The 22,503-nt window shown below is 63.5% G+C and carries 27 protein-coding genes and 1 pseudogene; 15 read left to right on the top strand and 13 right to left on the bottom strand.

Translation table 11 applies throughout. From position 1 onward, the window contains the following. Positions 1-315: 315 nt before the first annotated feature. Positions 316-1,479 (bottom strand): IS4 family transposase, encoded by a 1,164-nt coding sequence (locus ACVIYL_RS15455; protein WP_057015126.1) that lies wholly within the window; start codon positions 1,477-1,479, stop codon positions 316-318. A 273-nt stretch (positions 1,480-1,752) separates the two neighbouring features. Here ACVIYL_RS15455 and ACVIYL_RS15450 point away from each other — a divergent pair, with 273 nt between their 5' ends. From ACVIYL_RS15450 to ACVIYL_RS15435, 4 genes are all read left to right on the top strand, one after another. Then, positions 1,753-1,989 (top strand): hypothetical protein, encoded by a 237-nt coding sequence (locus ACVIYL_RS15450; protein ID WP_038377734.1) that lies wholly within the window; start codon positions 1,753-1,755, stop codon positions 1,987-1,989. Further along, the gene (locus ACVIYL_RS15445) at positions 1,986-2,192 is read left to right on the top strand and encodes a hypothetical protein (RefSeq protein WP_456779054.1); all 207 of its coding nucleotides are present in this window, start codon (positions 1,986-1,988) and stop codon (positions 2,190-2,192) included. The genes ACVIYL_RS15450 and ACVIYL_RS15445 overlap by 4 nt, the downstream gene beginning before the upstream one ends. Positions 2,193-2,303: 111 nt before the next feature. Then, positions 2,304-5,216, top strand: a complete 2,913-nt coding sequence (uvrB, locus tag ACVIYL_RS15440; protein WP_456779053.1) for an excinuclease ABC subunit UvrB — start codon at positions 2,304-2,306, stop codon at positions 5,214-5,216. A gap of 3 nt (positions 5,217-5,219) precedes the next feature. Further along, complete coding sequence (locus tag ACVIYL_RS15435) at positions 5,220-5,636, top strand: pyridoxamine 5'-phosphate oxidase family protein (protein WP_225162408.1); 417 nt, start codon at positions 5,220-5,222, stop codon at positions 5,634-5,636. Between the two features lie 27 nt (positions 5,637-5,663). On the opposite strand, the gene ACVIYL_RS15430 is transcribed toward ACVIYL_RS15435, so the two are convergent. Next, positions 5,664-6,164: a GNAT family N-acetyltransferase gene (locus ACVIYL_RS15430; RefSeq protein ID WP_456779052.1), complete on the bottom strand. Its 501-nt coding sequence runs from the start codon at positions 6,162-6,164 to the stop codon at positions 5,664-5,666. A gap of 355 nt (positions 6,165-6,519) precedes the next feature. Between ACVIYL_RS15430 and ACVIYL_RS15425 the strand changes: the two genes are divergently transcribed. Continuing rightward, the gene (locus ACVIYL_RS15425; protein WP_456781833.1) at positions 6,520-7,812 is read left to right on the top strand and encodes an IS4 family transposase; all 1,293 of its coding nucleotides are present in this window, start codon (positions 6,520-6,522) and stop codon (positions 7,810-7,812) included. Between the two features lie 65 nt (positions 7,813-7,877). Here the strand turns inward: ACVIYL_RS15425 and ACVIYL_RS15420 are convergent, their stop codons facing one another. The 5 genes and pseudogenes from ACVIYL_RS15420 to ACVIYL_RS15400 form a co-directional block, all read right to left on the bottom strand. After that, positions 7,878-9,167 carry an IS4 family transposase gene (locus ACVIYL_RS15420; RefSeq protein ID WP_225642830.1) on the bottom strand — a complete coding sequence of 430 codons (1,290 nt, stop codon included), beginning with the start codon at positions 9,165-9,167 and terminating at the stop codon, positions 7,878-7,880. A 327-nt stretch (positions 9,168-9,494) separates the two neighbouring features. Then, positions 9,495-10,508, bottom strand: a pseudogene (locus ACVIYL_RS15415) (IS30 family transposase). Positions 10,509-10,674: 166 nt separating this feature from the next. Next, positions 10,675-10,866 (bottom strand): hypothetical protein, encoded by a 192-nt coding sequence (locus ACVIYL_RS15410; protein WP_172646835.1) that lies wholly within the window; start codon positions 10,864-10,866, stop codon positions 10,675-10,677. Positions 10,867-10,982: 116 nt separating this feature from the next. After that, on the bottom strand, positions 10,983-11,216 hold the full coding sequence (locus tag ACVIYL_RS15405) for a hypothetical protein (RefSeq protein ID WP_057019037.1): 234 nt from the start codon (positions 11,214-11,216) through the stop codon (positions 10,983-10,985). 420 nt (positions 11,217-11,636) lie between these two features. Further along, complete coding sequence (locus ACVIYL_RS15400; protein WP_456779051.1) at positions 11,637-12,755, bottom strand: alpha/beta fold hydrolase; 1,119 nt, start codon at positions 12,753-12,755, stop codon at positions 11,637-11,639. A 312-nt stretch (positions 12,756-13,067) separates the two neighbouring features. On the opposite strand from ACVIYL_RS15400, the gene ACVIYL_RS15395 reads away from it, so the two are divergent. The 6 genes from ACVIYL_RS15395 (at position 13,068) to ACVIYL_RS15370 (ending at position 16,718) form a co-directional block, all read left to right on the top strand. After that, complete coding sequence (locus ACVIYL_RS15395) at positions 13,068-13,538, top strand: nuclear transport factor 2 family protein (protein WP_310882585.1); 471 nt, start codon at positions 13,068-13,070, stop codon at positions 13,536-13,538. Between the two features lie 60 nt (positions 13,539-13,598). Further along, on the top strand, positions 13,599-13,859 hold the full coding sequence (locus ACVIYL_RS15390) for a hypothetical protein (protein ID WP_028336038.1): 261 nt from the start codon (positions 13,599-13,601) through the stop codon (positions 13,857-13,859). A 284-nt stretch (positions 13,860-14,143) separates the two neighbouring features. Beyond that, on the top strand, positions 14,144-14,578 hold the full coding sequence (locus ACVIYL_RS15385) for a nuclear transport factor 2 family protein (RefSeq protein ID WP_026193357.1): 435 nt from the start codon (positions 14,144-14,146) through the stop codon (positions 14,576-14,578). A 255-nt stretch (positions 14,579-14,833) separates the two neighbouring features. Then, positions 14,834-15,775, top strand: coding sequence for a hypothetical protein (locus tag ACVIYL_RS15380; protein ID WP_310882583.1), 942 nt, complete (start codon positions 14,834-14,836; stop codon positions 15,773-15,775). 155 nt (positions 15,776-15,930) lie between these two features. Then, entirely contained in the window at positions 15,931-16,353 is a 423-nt protein-coding gene (locus ACVIYL_RS15375) for a hypothetical protein (RefSeq protein WP_016841371.1), read from the top strand. 224 nt (positions 16,354-16,577) lie between these two features. Then, the gene (locus ACVIYL_RS15370) at positions 16,578-16,718 is read left to right on the top strand and encodes a hypothetical protein (protein ID WP_310882582.1); all 141 of its coding nucleotides are present in this window, start codon (positions 16,578-16,580) and stop codon (positions 16,716-16,718) included. 102 nt (positions 16,719-16,820) lie between these two features. On the opposite strand, the gene ACVIYL_RS15365 is transcribed toward ACVIYL_RS15370, so the two are convergent. The 3 genes from ACVIYL_RS15365 to ACVIYL_RS15355 form a co-directional block, all read right to left on the bottom strand. Further along, the gene (locus tag ACVIYL_RS15365) at positions 16,821-16,964 is read right to left on the bottom strand and encodes a hypothetical protein (RefSeq protein ID WP_016841369.1); all 144 of its coding nucleotides are present in this window, start codon (positions 16,962-16,964) and stop codon (positions 16,821-16,823) included. Between the two features lie 172 nt (positions 16,965-17,136). Then, positions 17,137-17,619, bottom strand: coding sequence for a MaoC family dehydratase (locus ACVIYL_RS15360; protein ID WP_225648039.1), 483 nt, complete (start codon positions 17,617-17,619; stop codon positions 17,137-17,139). An 8-nt stretch (positions 17,620-17,627) separates the two neighbouring features. Beyond that, positions 17,628-18,086, bottom strand: coding sequence for a MaoC family dehydratase (locus tag ACVIYL_RS15355; RefSeq protein WP_456779050.1), 459 nt, complete (start codon positions 18,084-18,086; stop codon positions 17,628-17,630). Between the two features lie 319 nt (positions 18,087-18,405). Between ACVIYL_RS15355 and ACVIYL_RS15350 the strand changes: the two genes are divergently transcribed. Both ACVIYL_RS15350 and ACVIYL_RS15345 read left to right on the top strand, forming a co-directional pair. Then, positions 18,406-18,702 (top strand): DUF4282 domain-containing protein, encoded by a 297-nt coding sequence (locus ACVIYL_RS15350; protein WP_028340592.1) that lies wholly within the window; start codon positions 18,406-18,408, stop codon positions 18,700-18,702. A gap of 151 nt (positions 18,703-18,853) precedes the next feature. Further along, the gene (locus ACVIYL_RS15345; RefSeq protein ID WP_225648038.1) at positions 18,854-18,997 is read left to right on the top strand and encodes a hypothetical protein; all 144 of its coding nucleotides are present in this window, start codon (positions 18,854-18,856) and stop codon (positions 18,995-18,997) included. Positions 18,998-19,160: 163 nt separating this feature from the next. Here the strand turns inward: ACVIYL_RS15345 and ACVIYL_RS15340 are convergent, their stop codons facing one another. Beyond that, positions 19,161-19,841, bottom strand: coding sequence for an AAA family ATPase (locus ACVIYL_RS15340; RefSeq protein WP_456779049.1), 681 nt, complete (start codon positions 19,839-19,841; stop codon positions 19,161-19,163). Between the two features lie 34 nt (positions 19,842-19,875). Between ACVIYL_RS15340 and ACVIYL_RS15335 the strand changes: the two genes are divergently transcribed. Next, a complete protein-coding gene (locus ACVIYL_RS15335) occupies positions 19,876-20,010 on the top strand; it encodes a hypothetical protein (protein ID WP_283068049.1) in 135 nt (44 codons plus the stop codon). A gap of 13 nt (positions 20,011-20,023) precedes the next feature. Here the strand turns inward: ACVIYL_RS15335 and ACVIYL_RS15330 are convergent, their stop codons facing one another. Further along, on the bottom strand, positions 20,024-20,350 hold the full coding sequence (locus tag ACVIYL_RS15330) for a hypothetical protein (RefSeq protein ID WP_018273595.1): 327 nt from the start codon (positions 20,348-20,350) through the stop codon (positions 20,024-20,026). Between the two features lie 212 nt (positions 20,351-20,562). After that, positions 20,563-20,856, bottom strand: coding sequence for a hypothetical protein (locus ACVIYL_RS15325; protein ID WP_456779048.1), 294 nt, complete (start codon positions 20,854-20,856; stop codon positions 20,563-20,565). Positions 20,857-21,251: 395 nt separating this feature from the next. Here ACVIYL_RS15325 and ACVIYL_RS15320 point away from each other — a divergent pair, with 395 nt between their 5' ends. Then, the gene (locus tag ACVIYL_RS15320) at positions 21,252-22,475 is read left to right on the top strand and encodes a tyrosine-type recombinase/integrase (RefSeq protein WP_456779047.1); all 1,224 of its coding nucleotides are present in this window, start codon (positions 21,252-21,254) and stop codon (positions 22,473-22,475) included. Positions 22,476-22,503 lie beyond the last annotated feature (28 nt).

Genomic DNA, 22,503 nt, shown 5'->3' with positions numbered 1-22,503 from the left:
CAGGATGGCGGCGCCGCCGGGCATGGCGACGCCGCAGGCACAAACGCTAAAGATTGCCGGCTGGCGGCATTCCCTCGATCATGTGGCGCAACATGGCAGTCGCCTGTTGGGCGTCGAACAGATTGGTCCCGCTCGGTTCATGCTTCGCCGGATGAGCGGTGTGCTCGTTGTACGTCGCTGCACCTCTCCCGCTTGCGGGGGAGGTCGTATCGTATCGAAGATGCGATACGGGTGGGGGCTCTCTCCACACTGTGACTCGTGGAGAGAGCCCCCACCCCAACCCTCCCCCGCACGCGCAGGGGTGTCCGGGGAAATTCAGGCATAGCGGAGCTCCATCTGGTCAGGTGAGATGGTTGATTTCCGACGGCTGGGGTTGATGGGCGGAGGTTTGTCGATGGCAGCGAGGGATCGACGCGTGAGCAGGAGCTGGCCGACGAGTTCGGCGAACCTGAGCGGGAGCATTTTGATGCAGTTGGTGTGAGCGGCGATGCGCAGCAGCAGGTAGGCAATCATCGCAGCGAGCACCTGAAGGCGGATCGCGTTGTCGTTGGCGCCGAGGAACTTGCGAATATCGAGATGCTGCTTGATCCAGCGGAACAGCAGCTCGATTTGCCATCGGCTCTTGTAGAGGGCGGCGATCTCGACGGCGCTACGGGCAAGGTCGTTGGTCAGGAGTGTGATCTTGCCGCCTTTCTCGCGTCTGATCTTGATGCGGCGGAGCGGGATTGGAAGGCGCGAATCGCCCTTGCTGGTGAGCTTCACCTCGTCATCGGCAAGGATTTCGAAGCCATCCCCGTTACGCTTGCGGATGGCGCGATGCCTGAGCGAGCGAAGACGGATGCTCGTCTTCGCCCGGGTAACGAAGAAAGCCTTGCTATCATTGATCTTCTGCCACCAGTCGAAACGGCAATAGCCCTTGTCAAACACATAGGTGGTGGCGGGCTGGATTGGGGTCTGTCGGCCGATCTCGATGTCATTGACGTTCGCGGCCGTCATCTCGACGCAGGTCGGGACATCGCTCCTTGGGTCGTAGACGACATGCAGCTTCATGCCGCGGATGCGGCCGTTCCACGTCGCCCAACTGCAGACCTTGCCGAGCGGGATCGGACTGGCGTCGATCAGACGCACCATCTCCATGCCTTCACTCCGCAGCTGGCGACGCGCCATCGCCGACAGCGCCGCAAAGGTTTGCGCGAAAATGCCGATCGGACGGCGGGCATTGGCATCGGACAACGTCGAGCGCGACAGCTTGCCGGTTCCCAAGTGATAGTGATGCTGCGAATTGGCGTTGAAGCCAGTCACCACCCCGCGCAGACTGCTGTTGCCGCTAAGCTGGGCATAGATCAGCGCCACCAGATGATCCCAGCTCCTGAACGACTTGTCGTAGGCATCCCCGTCCAGACGATCCACAACCGTCTGAAACTGCCGTCGATTGATCGGTTCAAGCAGCCTTCCAAAAATGCTACCGCGATATCGCATGCTCGGCCCTCTGTGTCTCGACAACCAGAAAAGACCGATTTGCCTCGGTCCTGCCGAGCATGCACCGCGACACAGTGAATCATTCCCCGGACACCCCTGCCGCAAGCGGGAGAGGGAGCGCACCGCCGTCGCAGCCGCTATTCGACCATCTCCACGCGCTCAAGGCTCCGGGTTCCTTTGCTGCGCGGAAATAAACCCGGCGAGTTGTGAACTGCTTCACATTTGGCGCAACGCGCTCGTGCTTCCTATGAGAAGGGCGTTTCGAGGTCGCACATGATTTACAGCGGTTTTGAGATCAAGTCGTTCGAAGTGGGGAAGGGGCAATGGCACGCCAGGGTTCAACGGGTCGATCAAAGGCCGGTCGTCATCGATGGCATGCTGTTTCCGACGCTCGACATCGGCTTTGCGTGGTCCGATCCGGATGCGGCGATCGCCGACGCGAAGCGGGCTATCGACCGGTTCCCGCAACGCTATGGCATGACAATGCCGGCGGCCGAAGCGTCGGCGTGACCGGCAACGTCGTGGTTGCCGCCGTCCCGCAATGCGAGCCGAATCCGGTCTGGCCGGCGCAGGTCCGCACCAGCTGCCCGGAATGCGCCGCATCGCTTTCGCTGCTGCGCGTGATCCCCGGCCGCGCCGCCGAATACTGGACCATGCGCTGCGACGGCTGCGGCGGGATCCATCTCGACATCGTCGACCTGCCGCGGGCCTGAACTCCGCGACGGCGCCCCCTGCTGACACCTGCTGTCAGCAGCCTCGCCCGTGCAGCTATCTAGCCGTCGTTTACCCTTTTCTCGCTGCCGGACTCGTCCCATATTCGGGGCATGGCGAAGACACCGAACACTCCGAAAAAGCCCGGCAAAACCCCCAAATCCAAAGCACACCGGCCCGAGGTCCTCCCGATCGGGCCCGCGCTTGCCGAATTGCTCAATCCGGCGATCAACCGCGGCGATGCCGGCATGGGTTCGGGCACCGGCCTGCAGCCGCCGCCGGACAATTCCTGGGACCGCCGCGCCGGCGGCGAGGCCGCTGCGCATCGCGCGCGGGCGTCGACGCGAGAGACCAGCGAGGGCGTCGCGAAGCGCGATGCTTCCGGGCTCGAGGAGGCCCCGCAGGCCAATTACGGAACCTCGGCCACCATTCCGACGCTCGATCCGGAACTGGCGCGGCAGCTCGGTCTGCCGACCGCCGAGGACGACGACGAGGCCCTGGCGCGGCCGCCGCGCAGCAAGATGGAGGCGCTCGGCGTCAAGGCGACCGCCGACGCGCTGGAGAACCTGATCCGCGACGGCCGCCCGGAGTTCCGCAAGGACGACGGCTCGATGCGGGTGTGGACCCCGCACCGCCCGCCGCGCCCGGAGAAATCCGAAGGCGGCGTGCGCTTCGAGATCAAGTCCGACTATCAGCCGAAGGGCGACCAGCCGACCGCGATCGCCGAGTTGGTCGAGGGCATCGACCGCAACGACCGCACCCAGGTGCTGCTCGGCGTCACCGGGTCGGGCAAGACCTACACCATGGCCAAGGTGATCGAGGCGACGCAGCGCCCGGCGCTGATCCTGGCGCCGAACAAGACACTGGCCGCCCAGCTCTATGGCGAGTTCAAGAACTTCTTCCCCGACAACGCCGTCGAGTATTTCGTCAGCTATTACGACTACTACCAGCCGGAAGCCTACGTCCCGCGCACCGACACCTATATCGAGAAGGATTCCTCGATCAACGAGCAGATCGACCGCATGCGCCACTCGGCGACGCGCGCGCTGCTCGAGCGCGACGACGTCATCATCGTCGCTTCCGTGTCCTGCATCTACGGTATCGGCTCGGTCGAGACCTACACCGCGATGACCTTCGCCTTGAAGAAGGGCGAGCGCATCGATCAGCGGCAGCTCATCGCCGACCTCGTTGCTCTCCAGTACAAGCGCACCCAGGCCGACTTCACCCGCGGCACCTTCCGCGTCCGCGGCGACGTCATCGACATCTTCCCGGCGCACTATGAGGACCGCGCCTGGCGGGTGAACCTGTTCGGCGACACCATCGAAACCATCGAGGAGTTCGATCCGCTCACCGGCCACAAGCAGGACGAGCTCGAATTCATCAAGATGTACGCCAACTCGCACTATGTGACGCCGCGCCCGACGCTGGTGCAGGCGATCAAGTCGATCAAATCGGAGTTGAAGCAGCGCCTCGACCAGCTCAACGACCAGGGCCGCCTCTTGGAGGCACAGCGACTCGAGCAGCGCACCACCTTCGATCTCGAGATGATGGAGGCGACCGGAAGCTGCGCCGGCATCGAGAACTATTCGCGCTATCTCACCGGGCGCCGCCCCGGCGAACCGCCGCCGACGCTGTTCGAATATGTACCGGACAACGCGCTGATCTTCGCCGACGAGAGCCACGTCACCGTGCCGCAGATCGGCGCCATGTTCCGCGGCGACTTCCGCCGCAAGGCGACGCTCGCCGAATACGGCTTCCGCCTGCCCTCCTGCATGGACAACCGGCCGCTCCGCTTCGAGGAGTGGGACATGATGCGACCGCAGACGGTGGCGGTGTCGGCGACGCCGAGCGGCTGGGAGCTGAACGAAAGCGGCGGCGTGTTCGTCGAGCAGGTGATCCGTCCGACCGGCCTCATCGACCCGCCGGTCGACATCCGCCCTGCCCGCACCCAGGTCGACGATCTCGTCGGCGAGGTGCGCGCCACCGCGGCGGCCGGCTATCGCTCGCTGATCACGGTGCTCACCAAGCGCATGGCGGAGGACCTCACCGAATATCTGCATGAGCAGGGCATCCGCGTCCGCTACATGCACTCGGATATCGACACCATCGAGCGCATCGAGATCATCCGGGATCTTCGCCTTGGTGCGTTCGACGCGCTGGTCGGCATCAACCTGTTGCGCGAGGGCCTCGACATTCCCGAATGCGCGCTGGTCGCGATCCTCGATGCCGACAAGGAAGGCTTTCTGCGCAGCGAAACCTCGCTGATCCAGACCATCGGCCGTGCCGCGCGCAACGTCGACGGCAAGGTGATCCTCTATGCCGACAGCATGACCGGCTCGATGGAGCGCGCGATGGCCGAGACCACGCGGCGCCGCGAGAAGCAGGTCGAGTACAACGAGGCCAACGGCATCACGCCGGAGAGCGTGAAGAAGTCGATCGGCGACATCCTCAACTCCGTCTACGAGCGCGACCACGTGCTGGTCGAGATCGGCGACGGCGGCATCGCCGACGACGTCATCAGTATCGGGCATAATTTCGAGGCCGTGCTGAGCGATCTCGAAACGCGGATGCGCGAGGCCGCGGCCGATTTGAACTTCGAGGAGGCCGCGCGACTGCGCGACGAGGTCAAGCGGCTGCGCGCCACCGAGATGGCCGTGGTCGACGACCCCACCGCCAAGCAGCGCAACGTGCAGAAGCAGGCCGTCGCCTATGCCGGCACAAGAAAATACGGCGATGCCGCCAACCTGCCGGTCAGCGCATTGAAGAACAAGTCGGCGCAGACCTCGCTCAAGGCGAGCCGCGGCGGCAAGTCCGGCTCACGCATCCACAAGCCCGATCTCGACGAGATGCACGGCCCGGAATCGCTGCCCTTCCGCCCCAGCGGCGCGCTGCCCGCAAAGCCGTTCGGCACCACGAGCCGCATCATCCAGCCGACCGACTCGCGGCAGTCGGGGCCGGAGTTCGGCCCGTCGCCGCGGTCGAGCGGCGGCGCGCCGGGCAAGCGGGGCGGGTGGAAGAAAAGGTAGATCATGACGCGCGCCGAGCTGCTCGCCTTCCTGCGGATGCATCGGCTCGCGGTGGTCAGCACGGTTCACAATGGCGCGCCCCAGGCGGCGGTCGTCGGGATCGCGGTCAGCGACGATCTTGAGATCATCTTCGACACGCTTACCACCTCGCGCAAATACCAGAACCTCCGCGCCGATCCGCGCGCGGCGCTGGTGATCGGCTGGGACGCCGAGCAGACCGCGCAGGTCGAGGGCGTCGCAGACTTCCCGAGCGGCGCGGAGCTCATCGCCTGCAAGCAGGTGTATTTCGCGGCGTGGCCCGACGGGCCGGAGCGCGAGACATGGCCGAACATCGGCTATGTGCGGATACGGCCGAACTGGGCCCGGTTCAGCGATTTTGGCGCGGTGCCGGCGCGGATCGAGGAAATGACTCTGCCGTAAGCCACGTCGTCTTGAGGCGGTACCTGATCACGTCACATCGAACGCCGCATGGTACTTCACATCCCCCTTCGGCGGATCGCCCTTCAGCACCAGCCGCTGAAAGTACGGGCTGGGCTCGCCGCCATAGGTCAGCGCGGGATCGCTGACAAAGCCGAAGCGGCTGTAATAGGCGGGATCGCCGAGCAGGACGCAGCCGTCAGCATTCATCGCCGCGAGGCGAGCAAGTCCCGCGCGGATCAGCGCGCCGCCGGTGCCCTGCCGTTGCAGGTCGGGTGCGACCGAGGCCGGGCCAAGCCCATACCAACGTCCTACTACACCTTCGATCCGGACCGGCGAGAACGCGACGTGGCCGAAGATGCTGCCGTCGTCGGATACAGCGACCAGAGAAATCGTCAGCGCGTCAGCCTGGCGCAGCGCCTCGACGATGCGGGCTTCGGTGCCGCTGCTGTGCGGCGCTGTTGCGAATGCTGCCGCCGTGATGCGGCTGATCGCGGCGGCGTCTTCGGGGCGTTCGTCCTTGATCTGCATGCTCGCAGATAAGGCCGATCGGGAACGGCGCGCAAGGGAAGCGCAAAGCTCGGGCAGATCATGTCGCGAGAATGCGGAGGTATGACTCACCGGCCGAACCACATATTCGGTGTCGTCCCTGCTTTCGCACTAGCGTGTCTACACGGTTTTGGGGCGCGACAGATTGACTCGGTGCAGCAAGAAGTGGCGTCTCTGCAGCATGTTGTATGATTCTCTCACTGGCGCTTTGATTCGAAGGAGCGCCAGCGATGCAGCCGGATTTGTCTTTGGGTGAGTTCGGGGACGTTCGTCTCGACAAAAGGGGGCGACGCTTCTGCGGGCTATGCTTTGCACGCGCAGCGTCTGCTTGCGCCAGATGGCCCGGGGCGATTGGGCTGCCAATATGGCGTTCTGGCGGTTTGTGAACAACCCCCAAGTCACGATCGATAAATTGATTGAGGGCTGGAGCGCGCAGACGCGGACTGCGGTCAGCGGGCGTCATGTGCTGGCGATCCAGGATACGAGCGAGGTCAAGTTCCAGACCCAGGCGGGACGGCGGCGCGGGCTGGGCAAAGTCGGCAAGGGCAATGCTCGCGGCGTGCTGTTGCATGCGATGATGGCGGTGGATGCCGACAGCGGGGTCTGTCTTGGCCTTACTGGCGGCAACGTTTGGACGCGCAAAGGCAAGGTAAAAATCCCGCATGAGCGGCGCGCCTTGGCCGACAAGGAGTCGGCGCGCTGGGTGACGGCCGCCGAGCAAGGCCGCGACGTCCTGGCAGATGCCCGCATGATCACCGTCGTCAACGACCGCGAGGGGGATTTCTTTGCTCACTGGGCGCTGACGCCAGCTGAGAATGTCCATCTTCTGTCGCGTGCCATGCACGACCATGCGCTGGTCGATGGCGACACACTTTATCAGGCGGTCGAGCGGAGCCGCTTCTGCGACAACGCGGTGATCGATCTGCCGCAGCGAATGGATCGGCGCGGCCGGCAGGCCCATCTCTCGATGCGCTTCGGAACCGTCGTGCTCAAGCGGCCGCAGAGGCCCGGCGTCACCGACTTGGCGGAGGGCATCAAACTCAGCTTCGTAGAAGTGGTCGAGTTGCATCCGCCGAGAGGTGCGGAGCCCATTCGCTGGCTGCTCCTGACCACTCATCCGGTCGCCACCGTTAAAGACGCCTGGCAGATCGTCTCCTGGTACCGCCAGCGCTGGATCATTGAGCAACTCTTTCGCTCGCTGAAGAGCCAGGGTTTGCGCATCGAGGATAGTCAGATCGAGAGCGCCGAAGGCCTGATCAAGCTCGTGGCGGTCGCCACCAGAGCGGCATGTATCGTCATTCAACTCGTTCAGGCCCGCAACAGTGGCGAAGAATTGCCGGCTGAATTTGTCTTCACCGCAGAAGAGATCGAGACGCTCAGGGCCATCAACAAAACCATGAAAGGTCGCACCGAGCTTCAGAAAAACCACCATCGCCCCAACACTCTTGCTTGGGCGGCATGGATCATCGCAAAACTCGGCGGATGGACCGGCTACGCCTCCCACCGTCAACCTGGACCAATCACCTTCCACACCGGATGGCCCGCTTCCAAATCCTCGCAAATGGCCCGACAAACGTGTAGATGCACTAGTGCGAAAGCAGGGACCCATAACCACGGACGATCATCGTGAACGACGGTGGAACGACGAGTCCCGTTCACTACAATTGCCGCGGGGTATGGGTCCCTGCTTTCGCACTAGGGCATGCACACATTTCTGAGGCTCCATCCGAGAGCGACGGCGCGGAAGTAATCGAGACCGTTTTTGAAGGTGATGGGGCCTGGTGGCTTGGAGGACGGATAGCCGTCCCATCCTCCAATGCGGCCGATAATCCAGGCCGCCCAGGCAAGACGATCGGACGGATGCGGGTTCTTCAGTCGTCTGTTCCTGGCTTCAAGCTGCTGATTGAGGGCGGTCAACGCATCGATCTCGCTGGGATTGAAGGCAACGTGAAGCGACTGCTGGCTCCCGTTGCGCGCTTGCAGGAGCTGGATGGTGATGATCGCGGCCTTGGCAGCGATGGCAACCAATTTGAGAAGCCGGCCGGCGGTGCCGATCTGGCTATCCTCGAGCTTGAAGCCCTGCGTCTTGAGGACGCGGAAGAACTGCTCGATGATCCAGCGCTGCTTGTACCAGGCGACGATGCGCCAGGCATCGTCTGAACTGGTGACCTCGTGAGAGGTGAGAAGACGCCAGTGCAACGGCTCGACGTTGGGATCGGCATTGATCTCGCGGACGTCAACGATGGCCAGATGCAGGCTTTTCGGCAAATGGCGCAGGAACTTGCTTTGCGGCCGGGCCAGCTCGATTGCGCCGAAGCGAAGTTCGAGGTCCATCGGACGTGCAGGCCGCCCCGCACGCGCAGGCAACTCGATGATGCGACGCTCTACCGCCGTCATGGCGTCGATCGCCGCATACAAACCCGTCGTGTCGGCCAGCTTGCGATCATGCATGCTGCGGGCGATCACGCGGTAGTCTTGCTCGGCTGCGCTGGCATAAAGAGCAAAGATGTCGCTCTCGCGGTCACCAAGCAGGGTCACCATTGCAGCACCGGTAAGCAGCGGCTTGGCCGCAAGGGCGGTGGCAATCCAGCGCTGCGATTCCTTGTCCGACAGGTCGCGGCTGTCATGCGAGACGCTCCGAGGGCCTTCACGCGTCCACACCTCGCCGCTCAAAAGTCCCAGGCAGGTGCCATTGTCCGCATCCACCGCCAGCATCGGGTGCAGCAGCACGCCGTGGTGATTGCCCTTGCCGATCTCCCCGAGCCCGCGCCGGCGTTGCGGCGTGGTGTTGAAGTGGATCTCGCTGGTGTCCTGGATCGCCAAAACATGGCGGCCTGTAACCGCCGCAGCCGTGCTTTCGCTCCAGCTTTCGATGATGCGCTCCTTCGTCACCTTGGAGTTACCGAGAAAGCGGTTGAACCGCACCTCCAGCGCGCGGTCTCCCTTGGAAAGCCGCCGAAGGCATACATCCTTGCCCGCGACCATGCGTCCGATGAGCGCCGCCCCCCTTTATCGAGACGACCATCCTCGAACCGGCCCAACGTCCAGTCAATCCGCGACAACATGCTGGCACCTCCGCCCAAGCCGAAGTGCCGTAATAGAAGTCACCGAGACCCCCGATTCTGGAATCCCCAATCTCTGACCCGAGTCAATCCGTCGCACCAGATGTGTGCATCCCCTAGTGCTTTCGCAGGGACGACGTCCGGAAGAAGCCGCGGCCTCTCGGCTCACGCACGGATGTCTCTGGAATACTGGATCACCCGCAGGCAAGGTGATGACACCGAACAAGCTGTTTGACCGTGAATCGGATTTTCATCGTCGTCCTGGCGAAAGCCAGGAGGTGGATTCACATTCGAAGTGCAACACTTGAGCAAAGGACTCGGCAGGCGTGCGGTAGTCAAGGCATTTGCGCGGGGTGTTGTTGTAGGCGGCGATGAACTGGCGGAACCTGGCGGTCGAGAGGGTTAGAAGATCCGTCTTGCGGGGAATCAAGCGGCGCATCCTGCCGATGGCGTTCTCGATGCCACCCTTCTGCCAGGGGGCATGGGGATCGCAGAAGAAGGTCGCGATCGAGAGGCGGTGCAGCGCCAGGTGACCGGCGAACTCGGTGCCGTTGTCGAAGGTAACGCTCTGGCGCAGCTCTTGTGGAAGGGGCGCGAAGAAGCCCACGAGATGGCGGGCGACACCGCGCGCGACCTTGCTGGCAAGGCGGATGCCGAGCAGCAGCCGCGAGGTGCGCTCGTGCACGGTCAGCACGGCCTGACCGTATTTCGAGAACATCATCAGGTCGGCCTCCCAGTGTCCGGGCACGCTGCGGTCGGCCACTTCGAGCGGCCGATTTGCCAAGGATACACGGCCTTCGATGAAGCTTGCGGGGCTGCCGCCCCGCTTGCCGCGGCAGCCGCGCTTGCTCTTGGCGCGCGGCAGATAGCGCCGCCAGTTGAAGTCCGTGGTGCGCCTGAGTTGGCCATAGATGAAGCGCTAGATGGTCTCGTGGGAGATCACCTTGCGCCCGTGCTCGCGGGCCAGCCGGCCAGCGACCTGCTCGGGCGACCAGCCGCGGCGAAGGCGTTGCAACACCGCGCGGCGCAGGCCGGGCTCCCGTTCGAGGCGTCCGCCCGTCCAGCGCCGCGCTCGCATCTGGTGCTGGGCATAGCTCGGCTTGTAGCCGACCTGGCTCCCCCGATTGCGCCTCAGTTCCCGAGAGATCGTTGATGGCGAGCGATCCAGAGCTGCCGCGATTTGCCGGACCGAGCTGCCATTGGCCGATAGGCAGGCAATCTCGCATCGGTCGTCCAGAGAGAGCTGCTTGTAAGTCCGCCCCATGGCAACACCTCCTCAAGGAAGTGTTGCACTTCGTTTGTGAACTCAGGGGACCCATTACCCCATATCTCTATTGCTGCGCGACATTGCGCCGCGATCCCGCTCATCACTGAATTGGGTGGTCATGGGTCCTGGCTTTCGCCAGGACGACACCGAGAGTGTGGCCGCCCTACCCCGATCGCTTGTTGCTGGTGTTCTGGGTCAGATTGCCGTGCGCGGCCTGCTCGCGGATGTTGTGCTTCTCGTCGTCGCGATGGCCCTTGGTGGTGTCGATGGGAACGCTGGGGGTGCTGCCGGGGCCCTTGTGGCTCTTGTTGTCGTCGGGAACGGGCTGGATGGTCTTTGTCTTTGGTTTCGTCATCATCGTCTCCGTTACGCATGGAGACAACGCGGCCGGTGCGGACGGCGTTCCCGGAATGTGCTTCAAGTTTCTGGAGCGTGGCTTCACGCTCCCGGAACGTGGCGTCACAACCGACCCTACAGTTTCTCCTGCTGCGCGGGCTGTGACTGCGGCTGCTGCTGGCGCTGCTGTTTGGCGTGATGGCGGCCGTAGAGGCAACCGGCGGCGGCGCCGAGCATGCCGTGATGGCCGGCATAATGACCGGCGACGCCGCCGACGATCGCACCCTTGATGCAACCCTTGGCGTCGGCAGGCGACGCCAAGGCAAACCCGCTGACGGCAATGACGGACGCGAGGACAATCGATTTCATGATACGGCTCCAATGCAATGCTGCCGCATCAACGGCGCAGCGGCACGGCCGGTTCCGGGAAGACGAAGCGGTTCACCATCGACCCCGCCGCCGGCAACGCGGCGCCGTCGGATTAGCTGTTGTCGAACGCACCGCGACAGCGAGCCGGCGCGATTTCACCGGCCGGCCCCGGAGGAGCTCAAGGCCTCGTGGCCGGTGTCGACGCCGGCTCACCGTCGCGCGGTGCGCGCTCGCATGATTTATTTGGAGACAACCAGGGCGGCGACGGCAAGCGGCATGGTGTTTCTCATACGGAACTCCTGATCGCGGATGCGTCGCCCACGCCGAACCAACCGGGGGCGCGGGCGGAGGTTTCATTAACTCGCGGACAGCTGCCCGCCGCATGCCTCCACGTCTGCGAGGCGCGGCCGGTTCAGCCGATCACTCCAGTTTCTTGCCGCCGTCGGTCACGCCGTCGAGGAACACCCCGGTTTCGCGGTTGAGAAACTCGACATCCGCCGGGAAGAAGCCGCCGGCCGAAGCGTGGCCGGTCACGGTGCCCGGGCTGATCGTCTTGATGGTCACGCCTCCGAAGTTCTGGCCCATCTGGTTCGGCTCGAATTCGGGGTTGAGCAGGTCCTTGGTGCCGGTGAGGATCAGCGTCTTCGCCTTGATCGAAGCCAGCGCCTTCGCGGTGTCGCCGCCGAACCCGGCCGTGGTGCCGACATCGTGCCGGTCATAGGCCCAGCTCTGGTAGATCCAGTCGTTGGCGTCGAACAGCTTCCACAGCGCGGTCTCCTGCTCGGCCATCCAGGGCAGCACGTCGGGGCCGGACTTGAACTGCGCCGCATACATGTCGGGCGTGCGCGCCGCGAGCAGCGCGACGATATCGCGGAACAGCTTGAGGCCCTTCTCCGGCGGCGCCTCGTAATTGCCGTCCTTCCACGCCGGATCGTTCATGATCGCCTTGCGCGAGGCCTCCATCACCGCGACCGACCAGGCCGGCGTCTTCGCAAGCGGCACCATCGCAACCAGCGCGTCCATGAAGTCCGGATGGCTGACGCCCCATTGCAGCGCCTGCATGCCGCCCATCGAGGGGCCGACCACGGCGACGACATGGTCGATACCGAGCTTCTCCTTCATCAGCCGATACTGCGATTCCACCATGTCGCGGATCGCGAATTTCGGGAACTGCATCCGCGGCTGCGCCTTCGAATTGCTCGGAGACGTGGTCAGCCCGTTGCCGATCGCATCGGTGCAGACGATGAAATACTTGTCGGGGTCGAGCGCCTTGCCGAGGCCGATCATGAAATCGAGCCGGTGATGATTGCCCGAGATCGCGGTCACCACCAGGATGGCGTTCGACTTCTTCGCGTTCAGCGTGCCGTGGGTGACGTAGGAGATCGAGAAATCCTTGATCGCCTCGCCGCTCTCGAGCTTCAGGTCGCCTTCGTTGTAGAGCTGGTGGGCAGGCTGCTGCGGCGTGTGTGCGAAGGCGGGCGGGATCGCCGGGCATGCCAGCAGCGACAGGATCGCGGCGAAGTGGGTGATGCGCTTCATTGGTCTCTCCCCATCGGGGCGGCTCTGTTCGGCCGCCTTCCGCCGCGAAGCATACGGGCCGGCGGCGCCGCGGCAAGGCCGCGGGCGCGAAGATTTAAGCGGCGCAGGCGCGGAATAAACCGCCGCCTGCACCGCGACAGCCGCCCGTCGTCGCATTGCGCGAACCGGCGCGCCGCATGCATTTTGCGCCACAATGCACGCGCTGGTTGCCGAACCTAATCGCGTCTCGCGCGTCAAACATATGTTGCTTGATTGTGGAATGCTCCGGTTCACAATGCCGGGCCAGAGCGAGTCGGACCGGCGGAGTCGATCATGGGCGAGGATTTGAACCGGCAGCGCGTCTTGAACTTCCTCGACGTTTATTATGCCGGCGGCATCGAGGGCGCGCTCGATCGCTGCAGCGACGACGTCGCGTTTCTCGCCAACGCCCCGATCGACATTCTCCCGCATATGGGCCAGCACCGCGGCAAGGCCGCGCTGCGCCAGATGTGGACCACGATCCACGAGCGCTATTCGGACATGCGCTACGAGGCGCCGATCGTGGTGACCCAGGGCGACAAAGTCGCCGCGCAGCTGCGCGTGTTCTTCCGCAAGCGCAACAACGCCCGCGTGGTGCAGTTCGATGTGGCGGTGTTCTACACGCTGCGCGACGGCAAGATCACCGAGATCCGCGAGATCATCGACACCTTCGACCTCGTCCAGCAGGTGCTGGAGCGCGACGTCGCGGCGGCGCTGACCGGGCACGACGACATCGTGCAGGCAAATTCGCAACGCCGGCGTTGAACCTCGACGGCCCGGCGCTGACTTATTACCGGGCTTGTTGCGGTCGGGGCTGAAATCACCATGAAAATCGCATTGCTCGCTGTGCTTGGCCTGGCGCTGGGCGCCCTTGGCGGCGCCGCCTTCGGCATCGGAGCCGGGCTTAGCTGGATCGGATTGGCCAGAACCTCTGGTATCGACAGCGGAACGCTGGTGTTTTTCACCTTCATGCCGCTCGGCGCCGCGATCGGCGGCATCGGCGGCGCGCTGCTGTTCGCGGTGGTGGCGATCCGCGACGCCGAGATCGTGATCGAGCGGCAACCGGTGCGGCAGCGCGACCGCTGAATTGCGGCGACCGGAGCGTTTTCGCGCGAAGCCTGCCCCGCACGTGATGCGGGGTGGATGCCGGTTCGCATCAAAAAAGCGCGTCGGAACCAGAATCCAGAGGTCGGCGGTCACATTCGGGTAAAATTCGGCGCAATTGTGCATTGCAAAAAAGTCATTTGCGTTTTTGCCGTTCGGCACTATTTCAGGCCGCAATAGCGATGTGCAGCAACCTGGCAAGGCGTCGGCGCTGACCCCCTGCCATCCGTTTGCGTTTGAAAATCCAGTTTCAGGACAAGGCCAAAATGACAGAGCATAGTCTCTGGCGTTTTTCGCGCGCATTGCATCGCGCGATCAACGAACGCCAGCTTGCAGATATCGAGCCGCTGCTCGACGACGAGGTCGAATGGTCCATCTATGGGCCGATCGACCTGTTTTCCTTTTTCGGCGCGCGCCGCGGCAAGGCCGCGGTGCTCGAGGTGATCCGGCAGATCGGCGAGAACCTCAGGGTTCACCGCTTCGACCGGGAACAGATCATGCTCGGCGTGGATTCCGCAGCCTCGATGCTGCGCTATTCGCTGACGGCACTCGACTCCAACAAGCCGATCTCGCTCCGGATCGCGCATTTCGCGCAGTTCAGGGCCGGCAAGCTGACGAGCTTCCGCGTGCTGGTCGACAGTTTCGACCTCGTCGAGCAGACCGTCGGCTACCCGATCCATCTGCCGCGCATCGCGGTCTGACGGCTTTTCGATTTCACGCCTTCGTCATGTCCGGGGCGCTAAAGCGCGAAGCGCGTCTTCGCGTTCAGGCGCCCCGGCAGCGGCGGCCTGTTTTGCCAGCCCCGAACGGCCGCGCTCGGGACGCGCCGCGCGAACGCGCCGCGCGTTTGTCCCGGACATGACGATCACGCGTTGATCACTTGCTTTCAGAGCGCCGATGCCACAATTTTGCGGCACGGCAATGCATGCTGCGGCTCTGGAATTTGTGGGCTGGGAATGACTTTCACATTACGATTTGGCTGGGCAAGACTGCCGGTGCTGGCAGCCGGCTTCAGCCTGGCGATGGCGCTGCCGGCCGCCGCGCAAACCCCGCCATGGCAGATCGCTCCCGCCGCCCAGGATACCGCAGCTGATAACGCCGAGGCTGCGGCCGACGAGGAGCCGCCGGCGGCCAATGCCAATGACGCCGACATTCTGAAGGACATCGACGAGAGCAAGCTCGACTGGAGCCAGCTCGACACCGATTCCACCAGCCTGCCCACGCTGGCGCCGAAGCGTGCGGCGAGGCCCGCCAGCGTCGCCGGCAAGGATCCATCCTGGTCGACCAACAACAACGCCAACGGCTCGTCGGCGGTGTCGGTCAAGCAGTCGATCTCGCCATTCCTCGACACCCGCATCGGCGCCGACATGACGGTCGCAAGGCAAGGCACCATGACGACGTCGGAGCAATTGTCGGAGCGGCTCGCCAATGGCGGCAGCCTGCCGCAGTCCGGCGGCTCGGCCTGGGCCGCGATCTCGACCGGCGGCGTGGCCTCGATCTGGGACAAGACCTCGGTCGAGGCGCGGGTCGATCCCTCCGCCGACCAGAGCAAGGTCGGCACCTCCTTGAGCAAGTCGGTGCCGCTGTCGGAGCAATATTCGCTGACGCTGCAGAACGGCTACAACCTCATCCAGCAGGGCGTGGTCCCGGTGCCCGGCATCATCAGCCACCCCTCGCGCAGCTACGACACCGATCAGTCGGCGAGCCTGTCCGTTAACGACACCGGCACCAGCATCACGGCAGGCCAGACGCTGTCGACCTCCGACGACAGATGGCTGCGCCGGATCGGCGCCGAGCAGAAGCTGTTCAACGGCGTTACCGTCTCCGGCTCGGTCGGCGAGACATCCCAGGGCACCACCAGCAAGAGCATCAGCGCCGGCTACAAGCGCTCATGGTGAACGGTCTGTTAGCTCTATCGCGTTAAATGATCAGGCATTGCCGCAACTTGGCCCAGATGCGGTCAAATTCGGCGGCACTGATAGGTCCGTAACTTCATCAATTCGTCGTGCGGGGGACAAGCCGCGCTTCGCCATTGCGAACAAGGGGAAAGCCGATGAACGCCACCAACCGTACCGAGGAAGCCGAAGTCGAAACGACGTCCGAGGTCGACACCAACCTCGCCGCCGTCTCGGAAGTCGAAGCCGGCATCCGCGACTTCGTGCGCAACGATATCGCCTATCTGCGCCGGCCGGTGGCGAGCCCGGAGACCGCGCCGACCGACACCAACACCGATGCCACCGTCAGCAACGTCAATTCGCTGATCCAGCGCGTCGCCGGCACCTCGCTCGCCGAGATCGAGAAGCTGATCGGCGAGCTCGAGAGCCTGCGTGACCTGCTGCATGCCGAGGGCCAGCGCGTCCAGCGCGAGATCTCCGGCTATGCCCAGCTCAGCCAGGCCGCGATGAAGTCGACGCGCATGATCGCCGACAACGTCTCGCAGTGGAAGCGCGCCGCCGACGGCCTGCGCAACAGCTGATACTTCAGTTTTCCAAACTGATCGCCGCCGCCTCCTGAACAGGGGGCGGCGGCTTCGCTTTGCGGCCTGATTCAGCGCAGAACGATTCGTTATTCAGCGCGGTGTAAACTCCGCGACGTCAATTTTTTGCAGAAGCCGATTTGAACGTCGGATGTCGAGCCCGCGTCCGATCCGGAATTCGCGTCCGGACCGCGCCCTGCCGGCATCCATTTGGAGATGCAGTCATGCAGAGCATCCGGCCGGATAACGCCGCCGATCCGATTCCGCTGCGCCAGCCGCAGCAGGGCATCGGCACGATCATGATCCGGTTCATCGGCATATTGGCAGCCGCGACGGTCGTGATGGTGCTGATCTGGAATCGTTAGACTGAAGCTTGGAAGAAATGTGACGCAGCCTGCCGACAGATCACATTGAAAAGCGCAAATGCACGCCACCTGCCTCGAGCGCCGGCAGTTACAGACGGTCGATCAGCGGTCGATGCTCGCGGTGGTCTCGAAGGAATAGTTGCCGTCGGCAAAGCCCTTCACGACCATTCCGGTGGCCAGCATCACCACAACCGTTACCGTCGCGAAGATAATGCCGACGAGTTTCAGCGCGCTGCGATCTGCCATGGTATCCCCAGTCATTCTTGCCAGATGTCCGTGCCCTCAAACCATAAGGCAGGGACAAAGGTTCAGAATGCGTTAGCAAAAACTGAGTTCCACGCAACGCACAACTGCGTCGGCAGCAGAAGTCATTCGCTAACCATGGCGTCCGCGCAACATCAGAGGCGCGCGGGCAACATCAGGAACCGGGATTCCGGCGCGGCACGAAGGCCGTCGCAAGGAACGAGAACACCACCTCATTGCGCTGATTGACGCCGGTGTTGCGGGCCTGAAGGATGCCCCATTCGGGCCGCTTTTCGGACGTGCGCTTGGTCTCGATCTGGTTGGTGAAACTGATGGTATCGCCTGCCAGCACCGGGCGGATCCAGCGCAGTTCGCGGAAGCCCGGCGAGGGCCCCCAGACCGCGATCTGTTCGCCGCGCGCGGCGGCTTCCGCGGCGAGTCGCTTGCCGTCGGCGACGAGCAGCTTCATGCAGACGCTGGCGACATGCCAGCCCGATGCGGCGAGCCCGCCGAACAGCGAGTTGCGCCCCTCCTCCTCGTCGAGATGGAAGCGCTGCGGATCGAACTGCGCGGCGAACCGCTTGATGTCCTCGGGCGTGAAGGTGAAGCAGCCGAACTCGCGCCGCGCGCCGATCTCGATATCTTCAAAAAAGCGCATGATCTCTCCTATGCGCTCGCGCCGTCGCGGCGGCTGACGATGATCGGCGACTCCATCTCGCACAGCATCTCGCCGCGCGCGTTGCGGATGGTGCCCTTGAAGGTGACGATGCCGGTCTCGGGCCGGCTCTTCGAGACGCGCGCCTCGACGACGTCGACATCCAGCGTCAAATCGTCGCCCGGACGCAGCGGCGCCACCCAGCGCATCTTGTTGACCCCGGGCGAGCCGAGCGAGGCGGTGCGGCCGATGAAGCCGTCGAACAGCATCCGCATCATCAGCGAGCCGAGATGCCAGCCTGAGCCCGACAGGCCGCGGAGCATGGATTTCTTCGCCGCCTCCTCGTCGAGATGCATCGGCTGCGGGTCGAATTCGGCGGCAAAGGCGAGGATCTCCTCGCGCGAAACATGGCGCGGGCCGAACGTGCCGAAGCGGCCGGGCTTGAAGTCTTCGAAGGTCAGCGTGGTCATTGGGTGAGGATATGCCGGAGGGAAGCCCGATTGTGGCCGTTATTTGCGGCAATCACAACCGGCCCACTCGCATAGCTCGCCCCTGGACTGCCGGCGCCCGGTCCGGGGCTCGCCTTTGGCGAGACCGAATGGGCTTCTGCGGTATCGATACCTCTGGTCGCGGAGGCGCCTGGCGCCGTCCCGAACCATTGGCCCGGCGAAAGCCTCGTCCCGACGGACGCCTGCGGCGCAGGCTCCCGGGATGAAGTGATCATGCCGGCGGTCACGCAGTAGGATGAACGAGACGCGAATCATATTTCGGCTGGCCGGGAGAACCATGATGTTCGATTTCCAGGATCTGTTTCAGTGGGACCGCTTCATCACGCCCACGATCATCAAGACGTTCTACTGGCTGGTGATCGCGGTCATCGTGCTGTTCGGGATCTCCGGCATCCTGTGGAGCCTCACGGCGATGGCGATCAGCCCGTTCGTCGGATTCATCCAGCTGCTCGCGTCGATCGCGAGCGTCTTCGTCGGCATCGTGTTCTCGCGCATCGCCGCCGAGTTCATCCTGATCGTATTCCGGATCAACGAGCATCTCGGCGCGATCCGCGATCGGGACGGGGCAATGCACTGAGGCGAACGGCACCCGGCCGAACGCGACCGACCGCGGGGCTGTGGTTAATCCGAAGTAGCACCCGCGCGCAAATGCCCGCGAAATTCCAACCGGGATTTTAAAACCACTCGCGTACAGCCTTCCGCATTGCCAAGACCAACGCGGGGGCGTCGTGAATTCCAGGAATTTTGTTGCCGTGAGGCCGGGTGCCGAGCCGGGCTTTACGACCGAGGATATTTTATGGGCTGTCGGCATCTGGTCGGTGATCCTGACCCTGGCGCCGGTGATCGTGTTTTATTTGCTGATGGTGGCGTGAGGGCATCCCCTCCGTCATTCCGGAGCGATGCGTGAGCATCGAATCCGGAATCTCGAGATTCCGGGCTCATGCTTCGCATGCCCCGGAATGACTCCAATATTCTCGACGACAAAAAACGCGCGGGAGCCGCGCGTTCTTTCCATTTCAAACCAAAACGGCGTTGTTACGCCGCCTGCTTGTGCATCGTACCGGACGCCGACGCCGTGCCGCGGATCGCCCTGATCGAGCGTTCGATTGCGGCCCACAGCCGATTGATCTCGGCGGCAGCGCGGCCTTCGGCATAATATTCGCGGGCGCCTTCGCCCTGGCCGAGCGCCATCAGCAGATCGGCGCGGTTGGTGATCTGGCCGCTCCACACCGGTGCGCGGAATTTCGCCAGCGCCTCGCGCGCGATCGCGACGATGCGGCTTTCGGCGCCGTCACGCTGCGCGGGCGCACCGTTGATCACGACGGCGTAGGGCTTGCGCATCGAGCGGCAGGTCTGGATGGTTTCCTGCACGGCGTTGACGTCGAACACGCCGGGCCGCGCCGGAATGATCACCATCGTGGCGTTCTTGATGGAGTCGTCGACCACGGCCGAGAGGTTCGGCGGCGTGTCGATGAACACCCACTCGATGCCGTCACGCTTGGCCTGGGCAACGATCCCGCTGACCGAGTTCACCGCCGTCTTGATCGCCGGCTCGTTGGTGCCGCGCAGTTTATGCCAGAGAGTCAGCGAGCCCTGCGGATCGGCATCGATCAATAGACAGGGCTTCGTTGCCTTGTGCACTTGCGCGGCGAGGTGAGCAGCCAGGGTACTTTTTCCCGAGCCCCCCTTACGCGAAGCGAAAACAATCACGTTCATACGTTGGCCTCCAGATTGACCCCAGGAGGCGAAAATGAATCAGCACGCTGATTCGCGAAAGAAAAAATTTCTTGCAATCCGCAAAGCGGCCAAGATTACCGGCGCGTTTTGCTTTTTGAGTCACACCGAACTTATGACGCAACCGCAAATGGAAGCGCTAAGCGTTTGATTTGACTCAGTGCCTAGCGTTTTCCGGCAGCTTTCGCGCGCTCGCGCTCGATCCACTTGCGCTCGATCCAGCCGAGCAATTGCGCGGTCGGTTTCTGCAGGAACGGAACGTCCTGCGCGAACAAAAGGAGTCCGAGCGGCAGCATCCAGAGTCCGAGCACCGGCAGGAAGCTGAAGATGCCGCCGATGATCAGGAGGATCGCGAGCGGAATCCGCACATAGCGCGACGACGGCTTGCGCAGCCACGCGACGAAGCGCGCCGGCTTTTCCGGCAGCTTGGCTTCGAACCAGGCGAAGTGCCGATCGATCTCTTGCTTGTAGTATTCGCTCACGCGTCCCACTCCATCCGTTCCACAGGCGGAACGGATTTGGCAAACCACACAAGTCCCACAGATGATGCTGCGTGACAGCGTCACAAGGCGTCAGTCTGTCGCGCATGACCGACTTGAAATCGCAGCCAGACGATCTACCGCGCATTTCGCGCGAAGCGCACGATTGCGCGACGACACGCGTCAAGCTGGTGACCCCTCGCCTGCGCGCGATGAGAGCCAGGTCAGTGGGCCGACTTCTTCGCCTTGTGCGATTTGGAGACCTTCCGCTTGGCAGGCCGCCGCTCGACGCGTTCGCTCGCCCTACGCGGCTCCGGATCGGCGTGGAAGAACACGCGGCAGGCCGGCGAGAGCTGCGCCTTGTTCCTGATCATGCAGGCCGTGATGCGATCGACGTCGGGAATCTCGGGGCTACAGAGCCGGAACGCGTCGGGCGTACAGGCCTGCTGCTGATCCGGCGTGTAGGCCTCACTTCGGCCCGGCAGCAGCAGCGCCGCCAAGGCAACCGCTGATATCAACGCAAACGAAAAACTCCTTGAACCGGCGATCCCCATGCATCCCCCCAAAGGTGTCACTAGGCGTCGTTAAGGCGTCGTGTCGGTCAGTTTGGGTGACGGGACAGAGAAGTGCAAGCGGACGCGATGACACGCCGGGCGCTAAGGGCGAGCGACCTTGCGATGGCCCGATCTTGCGATGTAGCTCTGAGTGATCTTGCGGATGGTACAGTTGGGTGGGCTCGAACCACCGACCTCCTGTTCCACAGACATAGCAAGGGCTCCGCCGGCACTACGCCATTCCCGCCATTCGTACGAAAACGATAGTATTATCAATATATAAGACCGTCGACCTCCGCCTTACCTGCGCTGCAATTGGGGCTATGGTGGTAGCTACTTGGTAGCTACAGAGGCGATAGATGGCCGTTTCGAATATCACGATCCGCGCAGTGCAAGCACTCAAGCCGGGCGAGACTATTTGGGATGCAGACCACCGCGAAGCAGTGCGTGGCTTCGGCATTCGGCGTCAACGGGACCAAGCGACCTACGTCCTTAAGTACCGAGTGTTCGGCCGGCAGCGCTTTGTCACCATCGGTCCTCCTCACGGCGCCCCCTGGACACCAGAGCTTGCACGCAAGGAGGCTAAGCGGCTGTTGGGCCTGGTTGCCAACGGTAAAGATCCGGCGGACGAGAAAGCCAAGGCGCGCCTGCAGGCGGCCGACACACTGCGAGCAATCGCGGATCAATATCTTCGTAATGCCAAGCAAAGGCTGAAGCCCCGGACCTATTCGGACGTAGAACGATACCTACTGGTCAGCTGGAAACCCCTGCATCCCGTCTCGGTCTTCCAGATCACCCGACGTCATATCTCGGCTCGTGTCGCTGACATCGCATCAGCTCATGGAGCGGTCTCAGCAGCCCGCGCCCGCACAGCCCTGTCCTCAATGTTCAACTGGGCTATACGCGAGGGCCTCGACATTGCTGCGAACCCGGTTCTTGGCACCAACCGACCCGTGCAGCCGGGAAGTCGCGAACGGGTCCTCACGGAGTCGGAGCTATCAGCCATCTGGCGGGCATGTGGCGACGACGATTACGGACGCATTGTGCGTTTGTTGCTGCTCACAGCGCAACGCCGTGATGAAGTGGGCAGCATGCAATGGGCCGAACTGGATTCCTTATCGGGGCTCTGGACGCTGCCAACCGCCCGGACCAAGAACCATCGCGAGCACTCGCTACCATTGGTGCCCGCCGCCCTAACTCTACTCCCGCACCGCAAAAACGGCCGAGCCTTCCTCTTTGGTGACGGACCCCGACGCAGCGGTGACCCGCATCGTGGGTTCTCCGGCTGGTCAAAGTCGAAGACGGCGCTTGATGCACGGATTGCGGAAGCCGTGGGCGCCCCCCTACCCCATTGGACCATCCACGATCTTCGGAGATCGGCGTCCACGGTGATGGCCGACAAGCTTGGCGTCTTGCCACACATCGTGGAGGCGATCCTAAACCACGTCAGCGGCCACCGGGCTGGCGTTGCCGGGGTATATAACCGCGCTCGGTATGCGACTGAGATGCGCGAGGCACTTCAGCGCTGGGCACAGCACGTTGAGGCCCTGCCAGCCGACAAGCTGGGAAAGGTCGCGGCGTGATAGCGGGCTCCGGGCTTTCACCACCTGG

The sequence above is a fragment of the Bradyrhizobium sp. USDA 3315 genome (assembly GCF_054056795.1).
Note: the sequence above shows the minus strand (reverse complement) of the source record. Positions and strands in the feature narration are given on the sequence as shown.